12 protein-coding genes are annotated in these 21,521 nt (G+C 38.6%); 3 read left to right on the top strand and 9 right to left on the bottom strand.

Going from position 1 to position 21,521, the window contains the following annotated elements; genetic code table 11:
• Positions 1-47: 47 nt before the first annotated feature.
• The 8 genes from ACFOWM_RS10985 to ACFOWM_RS11020 form a co-directional block, all read right to left on the bottom strand.
• On the bottom strand, positions 48-1,310 hold the full coding sequence (locus tag ACFOWM_RS10985) for a sensor histidine kinase (RefSeq protein ID WP_379709918.1): 1,263 nt from the start codon (positions 1,308-1,310) through the stop codon (positions 48-50).
• Positions 1,303-1,980, bottom strand: coding sequence for a response regulator transcription factor (locus tag ACFOWM_RS10990; RefSeq protein ID WP_379709920.1), 678 nt, complete (start codon positions 1,978-1,980; stop codon positions 1,303-1,305). The genes ACFOWM_RS10985 and ACFOWM_RS10990 overlap by 8 nt, the downstream gene beginning before the upstream one ends.
• 153 nt (positions 1,981-2,133) lie before the next feature.
• On the bottom strand, positions 2,134-11,964 hold the full coding sequence (locus tag ACFOWM_RS10995) for a T9SS type A sorting domain-containing protein (RefSeq protein ID WP_379709922.1): 9,831 nt from the start codon (positions 11,962-11,964) through the stop codon (positions 2,134-2,136).
• Between the two features lie 612 nt (positions 11,965-12,576).
• Positions 12,577-13,848 carry a T9SS type A sorting domain-containing protein gene (locus tag ACFOWM_RS11000; RefSeq protein ID WP_379709925.1) on the bottom strand — a complete coding sequence of 424 codons (1,272 nt, stop codon included), beginning with the start codon at positions 13,846-13,848 and terminating at the stop codon, positions 12,577-12,579.
• Between the two features lie 81 nt (positions 13,849-13,929).
• Positions 13,930-14,865, bottom strand: a complete 936-nt coding sequence (locus ACFOWM_RS11005; RefSeq protein WP_379709927.1) for a methionyl-tRNA formyltransferase — start codon at positions 14,863-14,865, stop codon at positions 13,930-13,932.
• A 19-nt stretch (positions 14,866-14,884) separates the two neighbouring features.
• On the bottom strand, positions 14,885-16,042 hold the full coding sequence (locus tag ACFOWM_RS11010) for an ABC transporter substrate-binding protein (RefSeq protein WP_379709930.1): 1,158 nt from the start codon (positions 16,040-16,042) through the stop codon (positions 14,885-14,887).
• Between the two features lie 214 nt (positions 16,043-16,256).
• Complete coding sequence (locus ACFOWM_RS11015) at positions 16,257-16,802, bottom strand: phage tail protein (RefSeq protein WP_379709932.1); 546 nt, start codon at positions 16,800-16,802, stop codon at positions 16,257-16,259.
• Positions 16,803-16,838: 36 nt separating this feature from the next.
• A complete protein-coding gene (locus ACFOWM_RS11020; RefSeq protein ID WP_379709934.1) occupies positions 16,839-17,378 on the bottom strand; it encodes a phage tail protein in 540 nt (179 codons plus the stop codon).
• Positions 17,379-17,529: 151 nt separating this feature from the next.
• Here ACFOWM_RS11020 and ACFOWM_RS11025 point away from each other — a divergent pair, with 151 nt between their 5' ends.
• From ACFOWM_RS11025 to ACFOWM_RS11035, 3 genes are read left to right on the top strand one after another with little or no spacing between them, the layout of a single operon-like run.
• On the top strand, positions 17,530-18,447 hold the full coding sequence (locus ACFOWM_RS11025; protein ID WP_379709936.1) for a hypothetical protein: 918 nt from the start codon (positions 17,530-17,532) through the stop codon (positions 18,445-18,447).
• Positions 18,447-20,144, top strand: a complete 1,698-nt coding sequence (locus ACFOWM_RS11030) for a carbamoyltransferase family protein (RefSeq protein ID WP_379709938.1) — start codon at positions 18,447-18,449, stop codon at positions 20,142-20,144. The genes ACFOWM_RS11025 and ACFOWM_RS11030 overlap by 1 nt, the downstream gene beginning before the upstream one ends.
• The gene (locus ACFOWM_RS11035) at positions 20,137-20,862 is read left to right on the top strand and encodes an aspartyl/asparaginyl beta-hydroxylase domain-containing protein (protein ID WP_379709940.1); all 726 of its coding nucleotides are present in this window, start codon (positions 20,137-20,139) and stop codon (positions 20,860-20,862) included. Before ACFOWM_RS11030 ends, ACFOWM_RS11035 begins: the two co-directional genes overlap by 8 nt.
• Here ACFOWM_RS11035 and ACFOWM_RS11040 read toward each other — a convergent pair.
• Positions 20,836-21,513, bottom strand: coding sequence for a Fe2+-dependent dioxygenase (locus ACFOWM_RS11040; RefSeq protein ID WP_379709943.1), 678 nt, complete (start codon positions 21,511-21,513; stop codon positions 20,836-20,838). The two genes, ACFOWM_RS11035 and ACFOWM_RS11040, sit on opposite strands and share 27 nt — an antisense overlap.
• Positions 21,514-21,521: the final 8 nt, after the last annotated feature.

The following is a 21,521-nucleotide window of genomic DNA, read 5'->3' on the forward strand; positions in this document are numbered from 1 at the left end:
TATTAATTTTTCAAAGCTATTGTACGATTTAGTATAAAAATTGAATTTTAGAAATTAATAATAAATGAATGTAGTGGGTGGTTATAATGATACTCAATTGACCAGCCATTGCTATCCGTTATTTTCTTAACGATTGATAATCCTAAACCAGTACCATTTTCTGAAGGATTTACTTTTGAAAATCGTTTAAAAAGTTTGCTTTTATTTAATGTATTTGATATACCTGTATTTGAAAATATTAGTTTGTTATTTTGAATTTCAATCAAAATAATTCCATCAATGTTGTTGTGTTTAATGGCATTTAAAAATAGGTTACTGATCAGTATTTCAGTTAAAGAAGGGTTTGAATAAATGTCGAAATTATATTGCATGGTAACCTTTATCACTAGTGATTTTGCACTTGCTTGTTCAGTAAAAAATGCTAAATTTTTTTCAATGTAATTTGATATTGGTATGGTTTGTTTATCGTTATAACTGTCATTTTCAATTTTAGAGAGTAATAAAAGATTTTTATTTAAACGAGTAATACGTGTAATATTTTCATTTAATGTATTTAAAATTTCAGACTGTTCTTGGGTAACATCTGTACGTTGCATAAGTGTATCAACTTTTGCCTTAAATACCGCTAAGGGTGTTTGTAGTTCATGTGCAGCATTTTCAATAAATTCTTTTTGGCTGTTGTAAATAATGGTATTTTTTTCAATAAGCTTTTGTATGCTGGTATTTAAACGATTAAATTCTTCAATGTCTGTTTTTAAAAAATTGGGATGTTTGGTTTTATCAATTTCGAAACTTTCAATCTGCTCTAATGTTTTGTAAAAGGGCTTCCAGAGATGTAGAGATAATTTTTTTGTAATAAAAAATAAGCCGATTAATAAAATTGAAATGATAGAAAAAAACAGAATGGCTATATTTTTTAGGAGATCTTCTGTTTCTATTAAATTGATTTTTTCTGAAAAAGTATACTCTTTATTTTCAATTTTTATGGGATAGTTTAATTCTCTGTAAGGTTCAATTTCTGCATCTAAAGTATCATAATAAGCACTGAAGAATAAGCTGTCATGGTATACTTTTTTGTTACTATCAATTTTGGCGTTTCGGTTATACTTATTCCATTGAGGAATGTCAGTATATTTTAATGAGGCTATTTGTTTTAAAAATTCTTTTTTGTGAAGGAGTAACGTATCATCTGCTTCATTAGTGTACAGTCGTTTAATAGCAAAATAAAACAAAGGTGCTGATATTATTAATATGAGCACAGCGTAAATTAAATATGCTTTGAGTGTTTTAAGTAATAGCTTTTTATTCATGTTTCCATTTGTAACCTAATCCATAAATTGATTTGATGTAGTCACCACAAGCAGCATCATGTAGTTTTCTTTTTAAATTTTTTATGTGAGCATAAACAAAGTCGTGGTTATCAAGCATGTCAGCCATATCGCCTGATAAATGTTCTGCAATGGCACTTTTTGAAAGCACCCTGTTTTCATTTGCAATTAGGTAAAGCAACAAATCAATTTCTGTTTTTGTAATATCGATTATAATATTGTTAACTTTAACTGTTTTGGCTAAAACATCTATATTAATTTCGTTAAAAGCAACAATATTGTTTCCTTTAAAATTTTTTCTTCTTATTAGGGCTTGTACCCTTGCTAGTAATTCGGCTAAGTGAAATGGTTTTATTAGAAAATCATCAGCACCGAGGTTGAAGCCTTCAATTCGTGTTTCTAATGTTTCTTTTGCTGAAATAATGATGATACCATCTGTTTTATGCTGTTTTTTTATTTCTTTTAAAATATCGAAACCGTTACCATCAGTGAGCATCAGGTCAAGCAAAATACAATCATAATCGTAAACTGTAATTTTTTGGATAGCATCAATTTTATTGGCTACCCATTCGCAAATAAAATGTTTGTGGGTTAGGTAAGTTTGAATACTTAAGGCTAGTTCTTTCTCATCTTCTATAAGTAACAATTTCATCTTGCAAAATTACTTGGTAAATTTTGTAGAAATTTTGAATTTACTTATTCGTATAACTTAAACTATTCTTTACATCAAGTAAACTTTATAATTTATTGATATAAAAAAAGCGCCTCCAATTTGGAGGCGCTTTTTTAGTTGTGCTTTATTTTATTATAATTTAATTACTGATGCACTACCTAATTGTTTACCATCGCTACCCGTTAAAATAACGTGGTAAGTACCTCTTGCATATTTACTAATATCTACCTGCATGTTACCAAATGGTACGTTAATGCTGTATGATTTTGTAAATACTCTTGCACCTCTACTATCATACACATTCAAGGTTCTGTTAGTAAGGTTACTTCCACCATTATTGTAACTAACATTGAATATGCCATTGTTAGTTGGGTTAGGGAAGATGAATAAACGTTGCGGTATCACTAATGATGGTGTAAACACACTTGATGAAACCACCACACAACCTGTAGGTGCAGTAACTTCTACCGTATAATTTCCTGCATCATTTGCTAAAACTACAATGCTATTGGCAGTAGGTGCTGTTGGCACTACTACATTGTTTTTCTTCCATACATACGTGTAATTATCAACTGGTGAAACAGTAGCTGCAATAGTTGCAGATGCACCTGGAGCCAAGCCAGTGTTAGGTGCTAATGTAATTTCAACTGTATGTATTGGGTAAACCAATATGGTTCTACTTGTACTATTTACGCAACCAAACTGGTTGGTGAATTGATAAGTAATGGTATGTAAACCAGGTGTGTATAACGCTGGGTTAAACACTGTTTGCGGTGTGCTCGTATTATCAATAAAGTAAACACCTACACCACCATTGGTACCAGTTACGGGTGTACCGCCTGTTAAGGTTAATGGCGCTGCATTTTTACATATTGGTTGGAACGGTGCTAAAGTAACTACCGGAGTAGGGTTTACCGTATACGTGTATGTAATTGGTGTACCCGTACATGTTACGCCTGCATTGGTATAGGCTGGTGTAACAGTGATGGTAGCTACTACTGGGTTAGCACCAGTATTGGTTGCAACGAATGATGGTATGTTACCACTACCTGAAGCCGCTAAACCGATAGACGGTGTGTTGTTCGTCCAGTTATATACGATTGTACCTCCTGTTGTTGGGCTACTAAATGTAACTGCTGTAGTAGGGAAGTTGTTACACAATGTTTGGTTAGCAACAGCATTAACTGTAGCAGTAGGGTTTACCGTAATGGTGAATGTACGTGGTGTACCTGTACATGTTACTCCAGCATTGGTGTAAACCGGTGTTACCGTAATGGTAGCTACTACTGGCGCTGTACCTGTATTTACTGCAGTGAATGAAGCAATGTTACCTGTACCGCTTGCTGCAAGACCAATTGATGTGGTATTGTTCGTCCAATTGTAAACGATTGTACCACCAGTTGTTGGGCTGGTAAATGTAATGGCTGTTGATGGACTACCGTTACAAACACCTTGGTTTGCAATTGCAGTAACTGTTGCCGTAGGATTCACCGTAATGGTGAATGTTGTAGGCGTACCCGTACAAGTAACTGCACCGTTGGTATAAGCTGGGGTTACGGTAATGGTTGCTACAACTGGCGCTGTTCCATTATTGATGGCATTGAATGATGCAATGTTGCCACTACCTGTTGCTGCTAATCCAATAGATGGTGTGTTGTTCGTCCAGTTATACACTATGGTACCACCTGTTGTAGGACTACTAAAAGTAACTGCAGTGGTTGGCGCATTGTTACAAACTACTTGGTTTGCTACCGCATTTACTGTTGCTGTAGGGTTTACAGTGATTGTAAATGTTCTTGTTGTACCTGTACAAGTTACGCCAGCATTTGTGTATGATGGTGTAACCGTAACGGTTGCTACAACTGGTGCAGTGCCTGTATTAATTGCAGTGAACGAAGCAATATTACCTGTACCACTAGCTGCTAAGCCAATTGATGGTGTGTTGTTCGTCCAGTTATACACTATTGTACCACCTGTTGTAGGGCTAGAGAATGCAATTGCTGTTGTTAGAGCATTGTTACATACTACTTGGTTAGCCACCGCATTTACTGTAGCTGTAGGGTTTACAGTAATCGTAAATGTTCTTGGTGTACCTGTACAAGTTACGCCAGCATTTGTGTAAGATGGTGTAACCGTAATGGTTGCTACAACCGGTGCAGTACCAGTATTGGTTGCATTGAACGAAGCGATATTGCCTGTACCTGTTGCCGCTAAGCCAATTGAGGTATTGTTGTTCGTCCAGTTATAAACAATAGTACCACCAGTTGTAGGGCTGCTAAATGCCACCGCAGTGGTTGCTGTGTTATTACAAACTACTTGGTTAGCCACTGCATTTACGGTAGCAGTAGGATTTACTGTAATAGTGAATGTAATTGGTGTACCTGTACAAGTTATACCTGCGTTGGTATAAGCTGGTGTAACAGTGATGGTTGCCGTTACTGGCGCTGTACCAGTATTAGTTGCATTGAAAGAAGCAATATTACCAGCACCTGTTGCTGCTAAGCCGATTGATGGTGTGTTGTTCGTCCAATTATAAACAATAGTACCACCTGTTGTCGGGCTAGAGAATGCAATTGCTGTAGTAGGTGTGTTGTTACAAACTACTTGGTTAGCCACTGCATTTACGGTAGCGGTTGGGTTAACGGTAATGGTTTGTGTACAATCTGCAAAATTACCACAACCATCAGTTGCTCTATATGTTCTAGTAACTGTATAAGGCGCTGTTAAAGAGAAACCATTCACTACATCACCTTGGTGAGTTATGATTACAGCACCAGGGCAGTTGTCAGTCGCTGAAACTAAAGCGATATTTGGAGCAGGAATATTTGCTTGTCCGCAAACGGTGATTGCAGCAGGACAATTAATGATTGGTGCAGTATTATCTATTCTTGTATTATAAGTTACGTCTGTGAAATTACCAGCCGCATCCGTTGTTCTTACTGTTACTACAGCACTGCAAGTTCCAATAGTTGAAGCAGTTTCTGTTAAAACACCTGGACAGTTATCTGTAGCGCTTGTTGCTGCTAAAGCTGCTGCTTGTGCTGCCGCTACAGTTGGGTAACAACTACCAATTGTACCTGTAGTTACAGTTGGAGGTTGATTATCAACGATGGTTACAGTAAATGAACAATTCACACTGCCGCAAGCATTGGTAGCAGTTAACGTTACTGTAGTAACACCCACGTTGAAAACGGAGCCACTACCATTACCAGCACCTGATGCTACTGTAGCACCAGTAAAGGTATAGGTAATAGTTGGTGTAGGTAAACCACCCGAAGTTTCTGAGTATGTAACCGCTCTACCACAAATGCCTGGTGTATTATTGGCAGTTATATTGGCTGGGCAGCTAATTGTTGGTGGCAAACTTGTAACCGTTACAGTAGTAGAATCCAAACGTGTACAGCCATTGTTGCCGTATCCAAGTAGTACTTTATATTGGGTATTTACAAACAACGGTGGAGTAGTAATACTTCTTGTTGTAGCACCACTCGGAGTCCATGAATAGCTGTTGGCTACAGGTGCCGTTAAGGTGGCTGTACCAGCACAAGTAACACTTGAAGGGTTTACCACAATTGGTGTACTATCTCTTGGCACATCTACAGTAAGGCTGTAGTTTGCACAACCTTGACCAGGGTTTACCTCATGTACAACCACTACAATAGTACCATTGGCTGGTATTGTAGCTTCGTAGAAAATACTGGAAGCAGGTGATGAACCCGGATCTGCCAGATAATTATTACAAAGATTGATAGGGTCGAAACTGTTGCTGTAAGCAGCTGAGAATACCGCAGTGCCGCATGATGAGTTAAGACCGATAACAGCACAAACCGGTACAGGACGAGGGTTGGTAATTGTATAGCTGTCGTAAGCCCTTGAACCTGCAGTAGTAAAGGTGCCTGGGCATACTTTCGGTGCTACACATGTACTGAGGTTGGCAAAGCGGTTCAAACGTCCGGTTTGTTGTGCATCAGTTCCAGTTAAGCTGCCGGTAAATACATAGTCAGCAGCATTTACTATAGTTGTAGCGGAAGTGCTGCAACCAAACTGGTTGGTAACCGTCAATTGATAATTACCCGAACTTGTTACCGCTAATGTTTGGTTTGTACCAACAGGGGCAAAAGGAGCAGCTAAATAGCTCTTACCCCATTGATAAGTATAGTTAGGGTTAACTGGTCCAACTAAGGTAGTACCCGATGGGCAGAAGGTACCTCCTCCTGTTATGGTAAAGTTGGTCGGGTTGCCGTTCACTACCACATTAACTTCATCAAAGTTGGAAGCACAAGGAGTGTTGGAAACTGTCCACCTAAATGTATAAGTTCCTATTGTATTTAGACCGTTGATATTTGTATTTGGCAAATTTGGCGAAATAATACTGGCCGTTGTAGGGCCCGCTACTTGAGTCCATACACCAGAGCCAGCCGTTGGAACGGCAGCAGTCATACTTACATTACCCGGCGATACGCAAGCTGTTTTATCAAGCCCTGCATCAGCGGTAGATGGCGTTGCTGCAAAATTCACCAATACATCATCTTGCGTACTGTTAGGGCAAGGTGCGCCAGTTGCAATCGTCCAGCGTAATGCATATACACCGTTTACAGAAACAGTCGCACTTGAATTCGATGCATTGACATTACCAAAGGTTACTGTACCAGGGCCTGATACTAGTGACCATGTACCAGTTCCAACAGCAGCCGTGTTGGCTGCTAAATTATTGATGGTTAATCCACATACTGCAGTATCGTTACCTGCAAATGCTACAGTAGGTAATGGACTAATTACTATTTCACTCGAATCAATTGTATTACAGCCCACATTACCATATCCAAGTGTCACAAAATATTTAGTTGTAACTGCTGGCGTAACGGTAATAGATTGTGTTGTATTACCACCAGGGTTCCATGAATATGAACTAGCAACTGGAGCAGTTAAAGTAACCGGTGTTGCTGAACAAATTGGTGTGCTTGGACTAACAGTAACTCCTGTTTCCCTTGGTACATCTACTGTTAATTGATAGCTTGAACAGCCTGTACCTGGATTCACTTCGTGAACTACCACTACTATTGAGGAGTTGGCAGGTATTGTAACCTCCATGTATCCGGTACCTGGGAATGATGAACCAGGATCTGCTAGGTAGTTATTACAAAGCTGTGTAGGATTGTAAGAGCCAAGGTAAGCTACGTTGAAAAGACTGGTACCACAATCACTCCTTAGACCAATAGTAGCACAAACAGCAACATTTCGTGGGTTAGTTACAGTATAACTGTCGTAGTACCTAGCACCTGCAGTAGTAAATGTAAGTGGGCAACTTTTTGGAGCTGCACAAGTACTCAATACGGCAAAGCGATTTAAACGACCTGTTTGTTGTGCATCGCCAGCAACTAGGCTACCGTTGAACACAAAGTCGGCCATGCTTACTGGGGTTGAATCGGATGTTGTACACCCAAATTGGTTGGTAACAATTAACCTATAATTACCTGATGAGGTAACATCTTGTGTAGAAGTTGTACCTCCAAAATTGGTATAACTATTTGGATTGGCAATGCCTGAAAGGCTTCTTTGCCATGTATAACTATAGTTTGGATCAACTGGACCTGTTAGGGTAGTTGTACCAGGGCAGAAAGTACCGCCGCCTACCAATGTAAAGTTTGCCGGGTTAGGGTTAACCGTAATGGTCATAGTATCCCTTGAAGGAGCACAAGTACCATTGCTGATTGTCCAAACATAAGTATAGGTACCAGCTGTATTTAATCCAACTACAATCGTAACAGGGTTATTTACTCCAAAACTGGTGGCAACTGGGCCACCTATTTGCGACCATGCACCTGTACCTACTGTGGGATTATTTGCAGCCATATTAGCTGTGCCCGGGTTAATACATGCATTGATATCAGGACCTGCATTTGATGTAGTCGGCAAAGCATCAACGGTAACTGTTGTACCAGCAGATGGTGCAGATGTACAACCACCACTGGTTACAGTAACTGTATATGTTCCTCCTGTTGTAACTGTAATAGATGCTGTAGTTGCTCCTGTAGACCATAAATTTCCTGTAGCCGACGAAGAAGTTAATACGACGCTACCACCTGTACAGAATGTAGTTGGTCCACCTGCAGTGATAGTTGGTGTAGCAGGTAATGGATTTACTGTAACTGTTGTACCTGCTGATGGTGCAGATGTACAACCAGCAGTGGTTACCGTAACGGTATAGGTTCCGGAAGTGGTAACAATAATAGATTGTGTAGTTTCACCTGTTGACCAAAGGTTACCGGATGCTGACGAAGAAGTTAATGTAACACTGCCACCAGCACAGAATGTTGTGGGGCCTCCTGCGGTAATAGTAGGTGTAGCTGGTAATGGATTTACCGTGCCTGCAACGGCCACATTTATTGTAGTTACACCGCTTGAAGCTATTGTTATATTTCCTGATGGTGTACCAGTAGCTGAGGCAGCCATTCTTACATATATAATGGTGTTAGGTACTGAACCACCAGTTTGTGTTAAAGTAACAGTAGTAGCGAAGCCACTACCACTTGTTGTGGAAATTTCAAAACCTGCTGGTGCAGTAATGATAATATTTGATGTAAGTGCGCTACCAGAAACTGTAAAGTTTTGTTCAGTAGATACACTACCAGCACAAGCTGTAAATGCTGCTAATGGTGTACCCGTAACATTAATTGATGGGGCTAGTATTGAAAGATAATTACAACCTGTTGGTATCGCAAAACCAGGTGTAACATTATTATTCTTTATCCAGTTAGTCTGGTTATTCAAAGCAGCTCTCAGCCCTGCTATTGGGCCAAGTGTACCAAAGCCAGCACAATTACCATATGCAGCATTATCAAATTCCGAACCACTTATACCTTGTGTACCTATCCAGATGGCATTGGTACCAGTAGTTAAGCCAGTTGGTAATGCACTTGCACTTGCACTGTTTGCAGCGCCATCCCAAGCTGCAGCAGTAGTACTTATTCCAAAAGGATCTACACCATTTACAAGTACATTCATGTGGATGGCCGCAATAAAGGTAGGTGCAGCAGCCGAGCCACGGTACGCTAATATTTGATCACCCGTTGCATTTAACGACAAGGCAGTACCTGTTACCGTACCTGCTGCTCCGGCACCTGACTTGGTTGCTGTAAGACCAGCAATCTTAATTTCAGTACCTGCGGCCATTCCGCCTGTAGGTGCTGTCCAAGTTATCGTTTCTTCACCTGTACGGAATACATTGGTGCTAAGCCAGCCGTTATTGGTAAAATTGATAGCAGTACCTGCTCCAATATTTCTTAATAAAACAAAGGAGAACTCATCTGTATTAGATGAATAGCTGCTGAAGGCAATATCACCAGCATTGAGTGTTGTAGCGGCGGTAGGAAGTGGCGATACAAACCAAGATGCCAAAACTCTGTAAGCAGCATCGCAAGCCAATATTCCAGAACAACCGCCTCTTCTACCTTCTATAAATACTGTTCCGCTACCAGCTGCCAAACCTATGGTGCTGATATTAGAACCAGGTGTATAAGGTAAATATGTAATACCACCATCTGTAGAGTAGCGGAAATCATCAATGCAAATAGCGCCGCCACTACCATTATTAAATGTGGCACTTACTGCTGTACCGTCTGCAACAGTAGCCGTAGCAGGTGTTTTTGCTAGTAATGTTGGTGCTACTGCTAAAGGAGTAAGCGTAAGAGACGCTCCGTTGGATGTTGTTGAGCCAGTTCCATTTGCTACAACACAACGGTATTGTGTATTGTTTATAGTAAATGGCGCCGCAGTAATATTCAGTGTGGCTGTTGTGGCGCCAGAATAAATGGCGTCATCTGTGATATTTACAAAACCACTTCCTGGATCTACCTGCCATTGATAAGTTGTGGCACCAGTAGCTGTTACAGAAAAGCTAGTGTTGCTTAATTCGCAAACGGCCGTATTAGCAGGTTGACCTGTAATATTAGGTGCAGCTACTTGTTGTAAGTAATTGCAACCCGTTGGTATTGTAAAGCCTGGCGTAACAGTATTATTATTTTTTATCCAATTTAATTGATTGTTTAATGCAGTACGCAACGCACTTATTGAACCACCTGTAGCAGGATTCGAACAATTGCCATAACGAGCATTGTCAAATTCTGTAGCCACTACATCTTGTGTGCCAATCCAAATAGCATTGGTACCTGTAGTTAAGCCTGTAGGTAGGCTGCTAGAACTCACATTATTTGCGGTACCATCCCATGCAGCAGCTGTAGTACTCACCGCATCACCACCCAAAGTAGAATTTACATTCATGTGTATAGCAGTAATAAAAGTAGGTGCTGCTGCAGATCCACGATAAGCTAAAATTTGGTCGCCTGTTCCATTTAGGCTTAATGCAGTTCCGGTAACTATGCCAGCAGAACCACCAGTAACTAAAGTAGCAGTTAATCCGCTGATTTTGATTTCGGTACCAGCTCCGTAAGCTACGTTACTGGTCCAAGTGATCGTCTCTTCACCCGTGCGGAACACGTTGGTGCTCAACCAACCATTGTTAGTAAAGTTTATTGCTGTTCCTGGGCCAATATTTCTCAATAAAACAATTGAAAACTCGTCGTTTGCAGAAGCATAGCTGCTGAATGCAACATCGCCAGCATTAAGTGTTGTAGCTCCAGCAGGTAATGGGGTTACTATCCATGAAGCCAATGCTGTGTAAACGCCCTGGCATCCAGAGGAGCAATTGGCCCTACGTCCTTCAATAGTAACTGTACCGCCACTTGCAGCTAAGCCAGTGGTGCTGATATTGCTTCCTGGTGTGTATGGTAAATAAGTTGCACCACCGTTTGTAGTGTAGCGGTAATCATCCGAACATCCTGTACCGCCGCTTCCAGCAGTGAAGGTAGCGCTCACTGGCGTACCATCGGCAACAGTAGCCGTAGCAGGTGTTTTAGCTAGTAGCGTGGGACTTGCTGGTAAAGCTAGTACACTAAACGTGGCTGCGTTTGAGTTGGTAGAACCAGAACCATTGCTGGCCACACAGCGGTATTGATAAGTATTAAAAGACAGAGGTGCTGCAGTAATCGTTAAAACAGTTGTAGTAGCACCAGAATATATGACATCATTAGTGATATCAACAAAGCCGCCACCATTATCTACTTGCCATTGGTAGTCTGTAGCATTTGTAGCAGTAACGGTAAAGCTTGTACTAGATCCTAAACACACACTGCTGTTAGTAGGGTTGAGTGTAAAAGTAGGAGCAGGTACTGCTACGATATACGAACAGCCCGTTGGCAAAGTAAAGCTTGGAGGGCTGGAAACATCTGAAGTCCAGTTGGCCTGATTGTTTAAAGCTGTTCTTGCTAATGCAGCCGTACTAATATTCAATGCACAACCGGTAAAATATGAATTATCGAATTCAGATGCACTCACATCTTGTGTACCAATCCAGATGGCATTTACCCCTGTGGTAAGACCAGGAGGAAGTGCACTACCGCTAACTGAATTAGCTGTACCATCCCATGCTGAGGCTGTTGTGCTTAAGCCAAAGGGATCCACACCATTTACAAACACATTCATGTGGATAGCGCTGATAAAGGTAGGTGTTGCGGCACTGCCTTGGTAAGCCAGCACCTGATCGCCCAGTGTGCTCAGGCTTAGTGCCGTACCTGTTACTGTACCGCCAGCGCCACCACCTACTAAAGTGGCAGTGGTGCCATTTATTTTAATTTCCGTACCAGCAGCCATTGCTCCCGTGCTCGTCCAGGTAACTGTTGTTTCCCCTGTCCGAAAAACATTGGTACTCAGCCAACCGTTATCGGTAAAATTAATAACTGTTCCTGCGGTAACTGCTTTTAACAGCACAAACGAAAACTCATCTCCGGCTACCGTATTAGAAGTGTAGCCTGAAAAAGCGATGTCGCCAGCTACTAGAGTAGTTTGGGCTTTAACAGTATTGGTAAAAATGGTTAAAAGAAAAAAAGCAGCAAGGAGCTTTCTCATAAAGCTTGCGTAGACTTTGTCCATGGCAATTGGTTTTGGTTCTTGGTAAATTAAAAACGTAATATAGAAATAACTATAATATAAATAAACTTAAGTTGTTGTTTTATTTTAAGTATTTAGTAAACAAAATCTCAGTTACTTACCGCATAAAAATAATAGGCAGGAGACATAATTTTATTTATTTATTCATATTATGCCATTACCAATAACGTAAGAAAAGATTGGGGGAGAATTCTTTTTTTACATTGTTTATTCTTAGATGCAAAAAACAACTATACGGTTAGGGGGTATTTAAGGGTATTGTGACTTAACCTGAAATAAAGATATAAAAAATAACTTAAACCAACCAAGTATAAATACCGATTATTTTTAATGAGTTATTATTAATTTCTTTAGTTACTAAATTGTTTAATTATTTATATAAAAATATTCAGTGTAAAATTAAATTTTTTCCATAATTAATTGACACATTTTGAAAGCGTAATATTTTCTTCATTTTGGTTATTACAGAAAAAATGATAATTTTTTGCATAGTAAAAAAACATCTTGTAAATAAAAACTATTATAAGAAGAGCAGGTTAACAGAACCTGCTCTTTTTTGTAAAGTGCTCTTTATTTAACCAATTTTTTTACAATACTTTCTGTTTCGGTAGTGATCCGTAAGAAGTAAACGCCCTTGGATAAAGCAGCATTCACTGGTATCGATATGCTACTGGTGCCAGCAGTTACCTTTTGGTAATTAGTGTATACTATTTTACCATTTACATCTGTAAGTTGCATAGTAAGCATACCAGCATTTTTTACGGTGAGGTTAAAGTTTAGTTTGTCATTTATTGGATTTACAAAATTATCTACAATAATCGACACACCTTTTTTATTGCTAATTGTTGCGATATTTGAGTAGCTGAATTTACCATCAAAGTCAATTGATTTTAGGCGATAGTATATTTGTTTAGCATTGCTTTTTAAACTTTCAAAGTCGGTATAATTATATGTTTTATCTCCGCTTCCTATTTGCGGCATTACAGTTGTAAGCCATCTGAAGTTGCTTCCATCAAAACTATGCTCCAGTTCATACTTTTCCAGATTTTGCTGACCTGTTACCTTCCATCTTATACCAACGTTAGTTAAATTATTTATTGCCTGAAAGTTTAGAAGTGTAACTGGAACTACTAAACATCCTCTTGGAATTACATAAGCTGTTGCATCCTGCTGATCCCAATTTGCAGGATTATTTATTTGAGCAAGTGCAGTAGCCTGAACTGATGAAATTGTAATACCACACTTAAAAGCTGCATTGTCGGTTTCAGTTGGACCTAGCCATACAGAGTAAACACCATCTGTAAGGCAGGCAGGACGGTTGGAGGCTGTTGTTGAAGAAACGGCTATATTGTCCCAAGTGTTACCTGTAGCACCAGCATCAATATTCATTTGTATGCCCGCAATAAAAGTTGGGGCAGTTCTTGCACCAGTAAATGCTAAAATTTGGTCGCCAATGCCTGAAAGGCTGAGTGTTGTACCCGTAACTGTACCAGTTGAAGCGGTAAGGCCTGAAATCCTTACCTGTGTGCCATAAGCCAGCACGGAACCGGGGGAAGTCCAGGCAATATCAGTTTCTGTAGTACCATTGGTTGCAAAAAGATTATTACTGTTACAGGCAGCTGCAAGGTTACCCCCCCATCCACAATCCGTGAAATTAATTACAGAACTAGCAGGTAAACCACCAGGTTTTAAAATTATAAAGGTAAAATCATCGCTTCCAGCAGCAGGGCTGGAATTATACCCTGTAAAGGCTATATCGCCAATAAGTACCTGAGCTTGGATATGCTTATTAACAAAGAAGAAAAAGACAAACGTAATACTTAATTTGTAAAAAAGTTTCATAATAGATTATACGTTTTAATAATATTTATAAAATTACAATATAAAAAACAACAAAACCAGCAAAACTTTTGGTTTTTAGTTTTAATCAAAGCAATCGCCGGGTTTTATCCCGAAATCTGCCAGCCTTGCGCCGCTAAAAAAACCTTCCTGTAAATAAACTATATTTATTTTAAGAAGTTTTTCGTCTTTTGTTTTTACCAGCAGTCCCTGTTCTTTATTAATAGCAGCAATACTACCAATTTTAGCATTATTATCTGCAACTTCGTTACTAATTTCAGCTTCGGTAATACCAAAAACCCAATTATTTAGCTTTGCACCAGCAGCTTTGTTCCAGGGATTACAGGCATTGATAGTGCGTAATATTTGATGACTGTCCATGGTTTTAAAACTGATAGTAAGGTTTTCGCTTGTTGGGTTTTTAAAGTATTTCGCTTTGGTTTCATCCTGTGCTGTTGAGGGTATGATGCTACCAAAAGATAGAATCTTTAAAAGGATAGCAGCCGATTTTGCTCCCAAATGTGCTAATTTAGACTGCAGGATGCCATAAGTATCTGTAGGGCCAATCGGCAGTTTTTCTTGCAATATAACCGGACCTGTGTCTATGCCATCATCCATCAGGTGTAGGGTAATACCGCCATCTGCATCACCATTGAGAATATGCCACAAAATTGGCTGAGGACCTCGGCACTGTGGCAAAAGACCATAATGGAAATTGATGAATCCCTTCTCGGTCAGCTCAATGATGCTTTTGGGTAAAATGAATGGAAAAGTCATAACCAAGCCTACATTTATGTTATATGCTTTAATAGCTTCACTTATCTCTTGGATGTAGTTCTTTTTATCTACTTTTAAAATAGGCACACCTGTACCTTCAGCTAACTGTTGTAACAAAAACTGCATTTCACCATTACTTTTGGTGGTTACCAAAGCTCCTACTTTGCCATAAAACAAAAATTCTTTAATACCGGGCAGGGAAAGGGGGTTGTTACAAAGTATTATGGCTTTTAAATCTGACATATTTGTTTTAAGAATTGTGTTAAATACATAGATAGGTATTCCTCCATGCTGAAGATGTTTCGGGGGAAGGTAACATAACTTCCTCCTTAAAGCGCTGCCACTCATCATCTATTTCTAAGTTGCTATTTTCATCAATGGTTAGATCGAAGTAGTTGCTGGCCTTTACCAAATTGGCAGGCCCATAAATATGATTGGTAAGGGGATCCAACTTAATCCAGCCACGTGGACTAGGTAATGGTGGTGCTTCACCCATGGCTTTGATTGCTGCGGCAGTATTTTTATGTATTGCCAATTCTTTATTAAAACGATCCAACAATAGGGCAGTATCCCAACCTAACACTGCAAATACATTGGGCCTTTTGCCATATACAGCTTCGTAAGTGGCAACAAAGGCCTGGTTGTTCGTATTGGTAAATGTGGATAGCCATGGGGTATAACCTTGAACATTTTTAAGTAATACCTGATGTTTGAGATTGCTGGCAAGAGATTCTTCCAGCATCATGGGCGATACAAAAAGGTTTGCTTCTTGGCTTAACTGTATTGCAGCGACCGCTTTATAAAAAAGTTCAGCCATATCAGCACAAAAAAGACAAAGTAAATTGGGCGTACCTTGCTCACTGGCCATGAATGCCTGGAGTGGCGCTAAGGTAAAGTGCTCGTTTTTGAGATGGGTTACATGATTGTATAAAATGCTTCCTCCTTTTTGTTGAAATCTGGTTAAAGTAGTGTACACCTGATTATAGCCAGCATCATAATAAGAGGCAGCTAGTGCTCCAGTACCGGCTGTCGCTGCCAGTGCTCCAGTAAGTGAAGTATTGAAACAAAAGTTCAATGAATGGGTTATAGTGGTAGGATGGGGTTGCCAGTCTTCAGGCAGGTTGGCACCCATATTGGTTACCAGTAATAGCTTGCCTGCTGCTGCAAACAAAGGTTGCAGCATAGCGGCAATGCGACTATCGCAACAGGCTATTACCACATCTGCATTATCACCAAGTATCATTTTTTCGGCCTTGGTATATATTTCTGATTCATCAGTACCAAAACCGATGTTTTCAGTGAATAAAGTAAAGTCGTTAAAGTTAAGTTGCTCAAAACCTGCTTTCAGCCCATTGAGCATGTCGAAGCTTATTGTTGGGTATAGGGTAGAGCGTGGGGTGAGCATACCTATTCGTAGCATATATTAAAATCGGTTTAATATTTGATTTGCAATTTATACAAATTCATTTTTTAAAACATACTGGTTGGTAGTTTTTATTGTCATTACATTAAACATATGAATTTAAAGCCCCTATTGGCTTTCAGGTTGGAGCAGTTTTATGTTTATACGATGCTTTTCAAAAAATATCCCCCTTCTGTTTAAAGAAGAGGGATAAAAATATGTGAGCAACTGCTTAGTCACGGCTGGGATAAATACCCTCAGCGCATATAATATAATTCATTCCTAAATATGGTTGCATGATACTCATAGGAGTATTGCTCCCTGCAATAGTTGTAGGTAAATTAACAGGAATTGGCTGCATATTTACATCAGCTGTGCCATTATAAGGCTTGGTTGAAGAGCCGGCCGCAAAATTGTTTTCCGGTGACTCTTGGTTACCGAGGTCAGCAAATGTTCTTGGTGTAATATTGCCTGTTACTTGGTGATTGTGCGCAGGCAAATTGATTGAGAGCAATGTAATGTTGTTGATACCTCCCATTTCGCCCAATTGATAAGCAGGTAACCCCGGCCCTTGGCTAAACTGGGCACCAACCGCCACCCTTCCTCTAAAATCGGGAACTGCAAAAGTAACCTGTCCATTACCTCCGTACGTAGTACCCAAAAGAGAAAATAATGCAGTATTTTGAGCTATCGATAAAAGAGCTCCATTACAAAACAACCAACCTCGGGGATTAAAATTACCTGCAAACATGCGGATTTCCGCCAATGTTCCTTCCATATATATTAATGTTTTAATTGTTAATAAAAGGGAATATTAGTCTCTCGATGGGAAAATACCAAACTGACAGATAATATAATTCATACCTAAATAAGGCTGCATAATGCTGATTGGCTGGCTATTTCCAACAATCGTAGTTGGCAGGTTGATGGCAATGGGCTGCATATTCACATCTGCCGTTGCATTATAAGGTTTGGTGCTAGAGCCTGCTGGGTAAGCATTTTCAGGACTTTCCAAACTGCCAAGGTCAGCATATGCACGTGGCGTAATGTTGCCTACAACCTGGTGGTTGTGTGCAGGCATCTGAGCTGTGGTGATGGTTACAGTAGGTGTTCCTGCAATTTCACCCAGTTGTATGTTGGGTAAACCAGGACCTGTACCAGTTCCCACCGCTACACGGCCCCTGAAATCAGGAATACCAAATGTTGTTTGTCCGTTACCTCCATAAGTTGTTCCCAATAAAGAAAACATAGCTGTATTTTGTGCAATCGACATTGTTTGTCCGTTACAAAATATCCAGGTACGGGGTGCAAAATTTCCTGCGAACATGCGGATTTCAGCAATAGTTCCTTCCATAATGTTAGTTTGGTATTAGTTTTAAAATTAATTTGAAGTTAAGAATTTAATTCAATTTAACAAATTTTTTATTTTTTTAATTGGTTTCAAAAAATGTATTAATTTGTGTATCTAAGTTTAAAAACTTTCGTTACAACCAAAACTAACAACCATGAAATCAAGGCGTTTATTTCTAAGAAACAGTGGCTTAGCTGCTGCCGCAATTTTAGCGCAAAAACCAATAAATGTTTTAGCTAAAGGGCAATCATTTTTTTCACTTGGAAATAATCAAGAAAATAAATTAACTATTTTACATACTTCTGATATTCAAAATTGTTTGGGCGAACTTGCTGATAGCTCAGTTTATGCTGGTTTGGGTGGCTTTAACCAGGCTGCGGAATTAATTTATCGTATTAAAAGAACAACTGATAATACATTGTTGCTCGATGCTGGAAATTTCACCGCAGCATCTAACCAAAAAGATCAATTAAAAACTGTACAAAAAATGCAGCAATTGCAATACGATGCTGTACATTTTGGGATTAATGAGTTAAAAAAAGGAACCGCATTTACCGAAAGTGTTGTAACACAACTACCCGTTGTGGCAAGTAATTATGAGGTTGAAGGTGTAAAAACTGCCTCTTTTAAAATAATACAAAAAGGTAAATACAAAATAGGAATTATAAGTGCTGGCCCACGTTTAAGAAGTTTTGTAAAATACAAAGCTGCATTACAAACAGCTGATGCATTGGCTAGTGATTTAAAAAGCAACCACCAATGTAATTTAGTAATATGTTTATCGCACCTTGGCCTAAATACACCAAAAGGAAAAAATGATGAAGCGTTAGCAAATTGCACTAGTCACATTGATGTGATTTTAGGAGGTGCCTCTAATGAATTCTTAGTGAGCCCGTATGTTTTAGCAACCAAACAAAAAACGGAAGTTATTGTAAACCATATTGGCCATAGTGGCGTAGTGGTTGGAAAAATTGATGTTGAATTTGATGAAGATGGAAACAAGCGTATGGTTCATTTTGATAACTTAATGGTAGGAACTACGAATAACCGTTGGAAACGAGCAGTTGCATAATGAACAATGCACCAATTTATATTTTAGGAACCGGGTTGAGTCATGATGGCTCAACCTGTTTGCTTAAAGATGGTAAGCTTGTAGTAGCCATTGAAAAAGAAAGGTTAACTAGAATAAAACATGACGGCGGTAATGATTATGATACCGTACAATATTGTTTGGATGCTGCAGGCATTACATTAAATGAGGTGAGCCTAGTGGTACAATGTGCCAATTTTGAGAAACACGAAATATTACCAAATAAATTTAAGGGAAAGCGTTTATTTACCAATGCACAACAGCCACCAATTTTTACCATATCACATCACTTGGCACATGCTTATAGTGCATTAGGAACATCACCTTTTGAAACCTGTGCTGTAATGATTATTGACGGGTGTGGCAGCTTTTACCATCAAAGCGATGATTTGGTTGGTGCTTTTATTCCTGCAACAGTGCAGCAACAACCAGGTTTGTATGGCGAAAAAGATAGTTTTTATTATTACGATGGTGTAACGTTGCAACCAATTTTTAAAGATTTTTCAATCATTGATTTTAAACAACAACCCCATCAAGTTTATTTGCCAACATCAAACCATTCTATAGGCGGTTTGTATGCTATGGCTAGTAACTATTGTTTTGGTGATTTTGATGATGTTGGAAAATTAATGGGTTTGGCACCTTACGGCAGAAAAAATATTTATACTGATGATTTATTTATTTTAAAAGATGATACTGTTTGGGTAAATGAAACAGTGATGCATCAGTATTTTACCCAACCGATGGATCCTATTGATAGGCCCTTTAATGATTATTTTCAGTATTATGCTGATATTGCTTATTGGGTTCAAACACAAGCTACCAAAGCAATTTTATATGTATTTCAACATAGGTTACCACTAGTAAATACTCCCAATATTTGTTATGCAGGTGGCGTAGCCCTCAATGCTGTTGCTAATGCACAGCTACTCAAAAATTTCCCTGATAAAAATTTTTATATAGAACCAGCCGCAGGTGATAATGGGTTGGCTATTGGTTGTGCTTATTATGGTTGGTTATCAGTATTAGGCAAGCCTAAAGTATTGCATAATGGATCAACATTTTTAGGTAAAACTTATTTCAATAATGAAATTGAGCAGGCTTTGAAACTATTGCCAACATCTTATAAAATAAAAAAAGTAGATGATGTGGCTACTGCAACAATACCTTATTTACTCAATGGTAAAACTATAGCTTGGTTTCAAGGTGGTGCTGAGTTTGGCCCAAGAGCCTTGGGTAAACGAAGCATTATTGCTGACCCTCGTATTAAAGATATTCAGCAATACATAAACGGAACAATTAAATGTAGAGAAGATTTTAGACCCTTTGCCCCATCAGTGTTATATGACTATAAAGATGTATATTTTGAAGATGGCTTTGAAAGCCCATACATGATTTTAGTAGATAAAATTAAACCATCATTTGCAGCATTAATGCCTGGTATTGTACATGTTGATGGTAGTTGTAGGGTACAAACGGTAACTAGTGATAATGAGCCATATTATAGTCTATTAAAACATTGGTACACAGCAACAGGTATTGCAGTTTTATTAAATACTTCACTCAACAAAAAAGGAATGCCAATAGTTGAAACACCACATGATATTATTCATTTTTTTATGAATAGTGCAATAGAGGTACTAGTATTACATCAATATATAATTACTAAGCATGATTAAGTATTGTCAAATAAATAAGTTTTTTGATGTAACACCTGTATTGCATGAGTTGCAACAATTTGATGATGCCTTTTGGAAACTCCATTTTCAAGTAAAACATTACTCAGGTAATTGGAGTGCGTTACCTTTACGAAGTATTGGAGGCGACGTTAACAATACTTTTATTGCACCAAACGAAGCGCCTGTATATGCTGATACAATCTTTTTACAGCAATGCCCAAGCATTCAAAAAGTATTATCATTTTTTGAGTGTGAATTGTTAGCAGTTCGTTTGCTCAAACTAGCTGCAGGAACCATTATACATGAACACAAAGATGCAGATTTGTGTGTAGAAGATGGTTTGGTACGTTTTCATATTCCTATACAAACCAATAATAAAGTGAGTTTTAATTTAGATGGTACATTATTAAAACTTGATGTTGGCTCTTGTTGGTATATGAATTTTACATTGCCACATGCTTTAAAAAATGAGGGTAATGATGATAGAATTCATTTGGTTATAGATGCCTTTGCCAACGAATGGGTACAACAACTTTTTACTACACCTCAATATTTACAAATAAAAGAATCAGCTACTCCAGAAAAATTTGATGTTGCAGCACAATTAGAAATTATTAAAAATTTACGACTACAGCAAACCCCAATAGGTCATCAATTAGCAGATGACATGGAAAAAGCCCTTCAACAAAAATTAAACATCGGCCCACATTCTAAATAAATTGCTATGTGTTTGTAACAGTAAATTAGTGGCAGGTGCATGTGGCGCTTGCTCATGTAAAGCCCCATGTACTTGGTTTAGTTGAAAAAGTATTTGTCTTTGTGCCGAATCTTTTACATTGCTTTGTATCCAGCTCACTGCTGCTAAACGTTCACCAGCGGTTATAGGTTCAACACAATGTAAAAATTGGCAAGGGTATAGCACCGCATCGCCTTTCGCAGGTTTAAGTGTAACAACATTTTGATCGTTTTGTATCATTAAGCTTCCGCCTTGGTAGCTGTTTGGGTCAGACAAAAAGATGGTCATGGCTAAATCAGTACGTATTGCAGGTGAACCCATTATTGGGCTATCAACATGCCAACCATACGATTGGTTATTTTGGTATTTACTTACTACAAAAGGATAAATTTGTTTGGGTAATGCAGCAATATTAAACAGCGGACTTTGTTGTAAAGCAGTATTGATGATGCTTTGAATTTGTTGTAATGCAGTATCATTTGGTGTTATTTGTAAATTATTTTTTACCTCTTTTGCAGCACTACTTGCAGTTGTTTTACCATCAACAAAATGTGCTGTAGCAATAAGATCATCAATTTGAATTAATTCATTTGCCGTCAAAAGTTGAGGAATGTGAATAATTTGAGCACTCATGCTTGTAT

The organism is Ferruginibacter yonginensis, assembly GCF_042651465.1.
GTDB classification, from domain to species: domain Bacteria; phylum Bacteroidota; class Bacteroidia; order Chitinophagales; family Chitinophagaceae; genus Ferruginibacter; species Ferruginibacter yonginensis.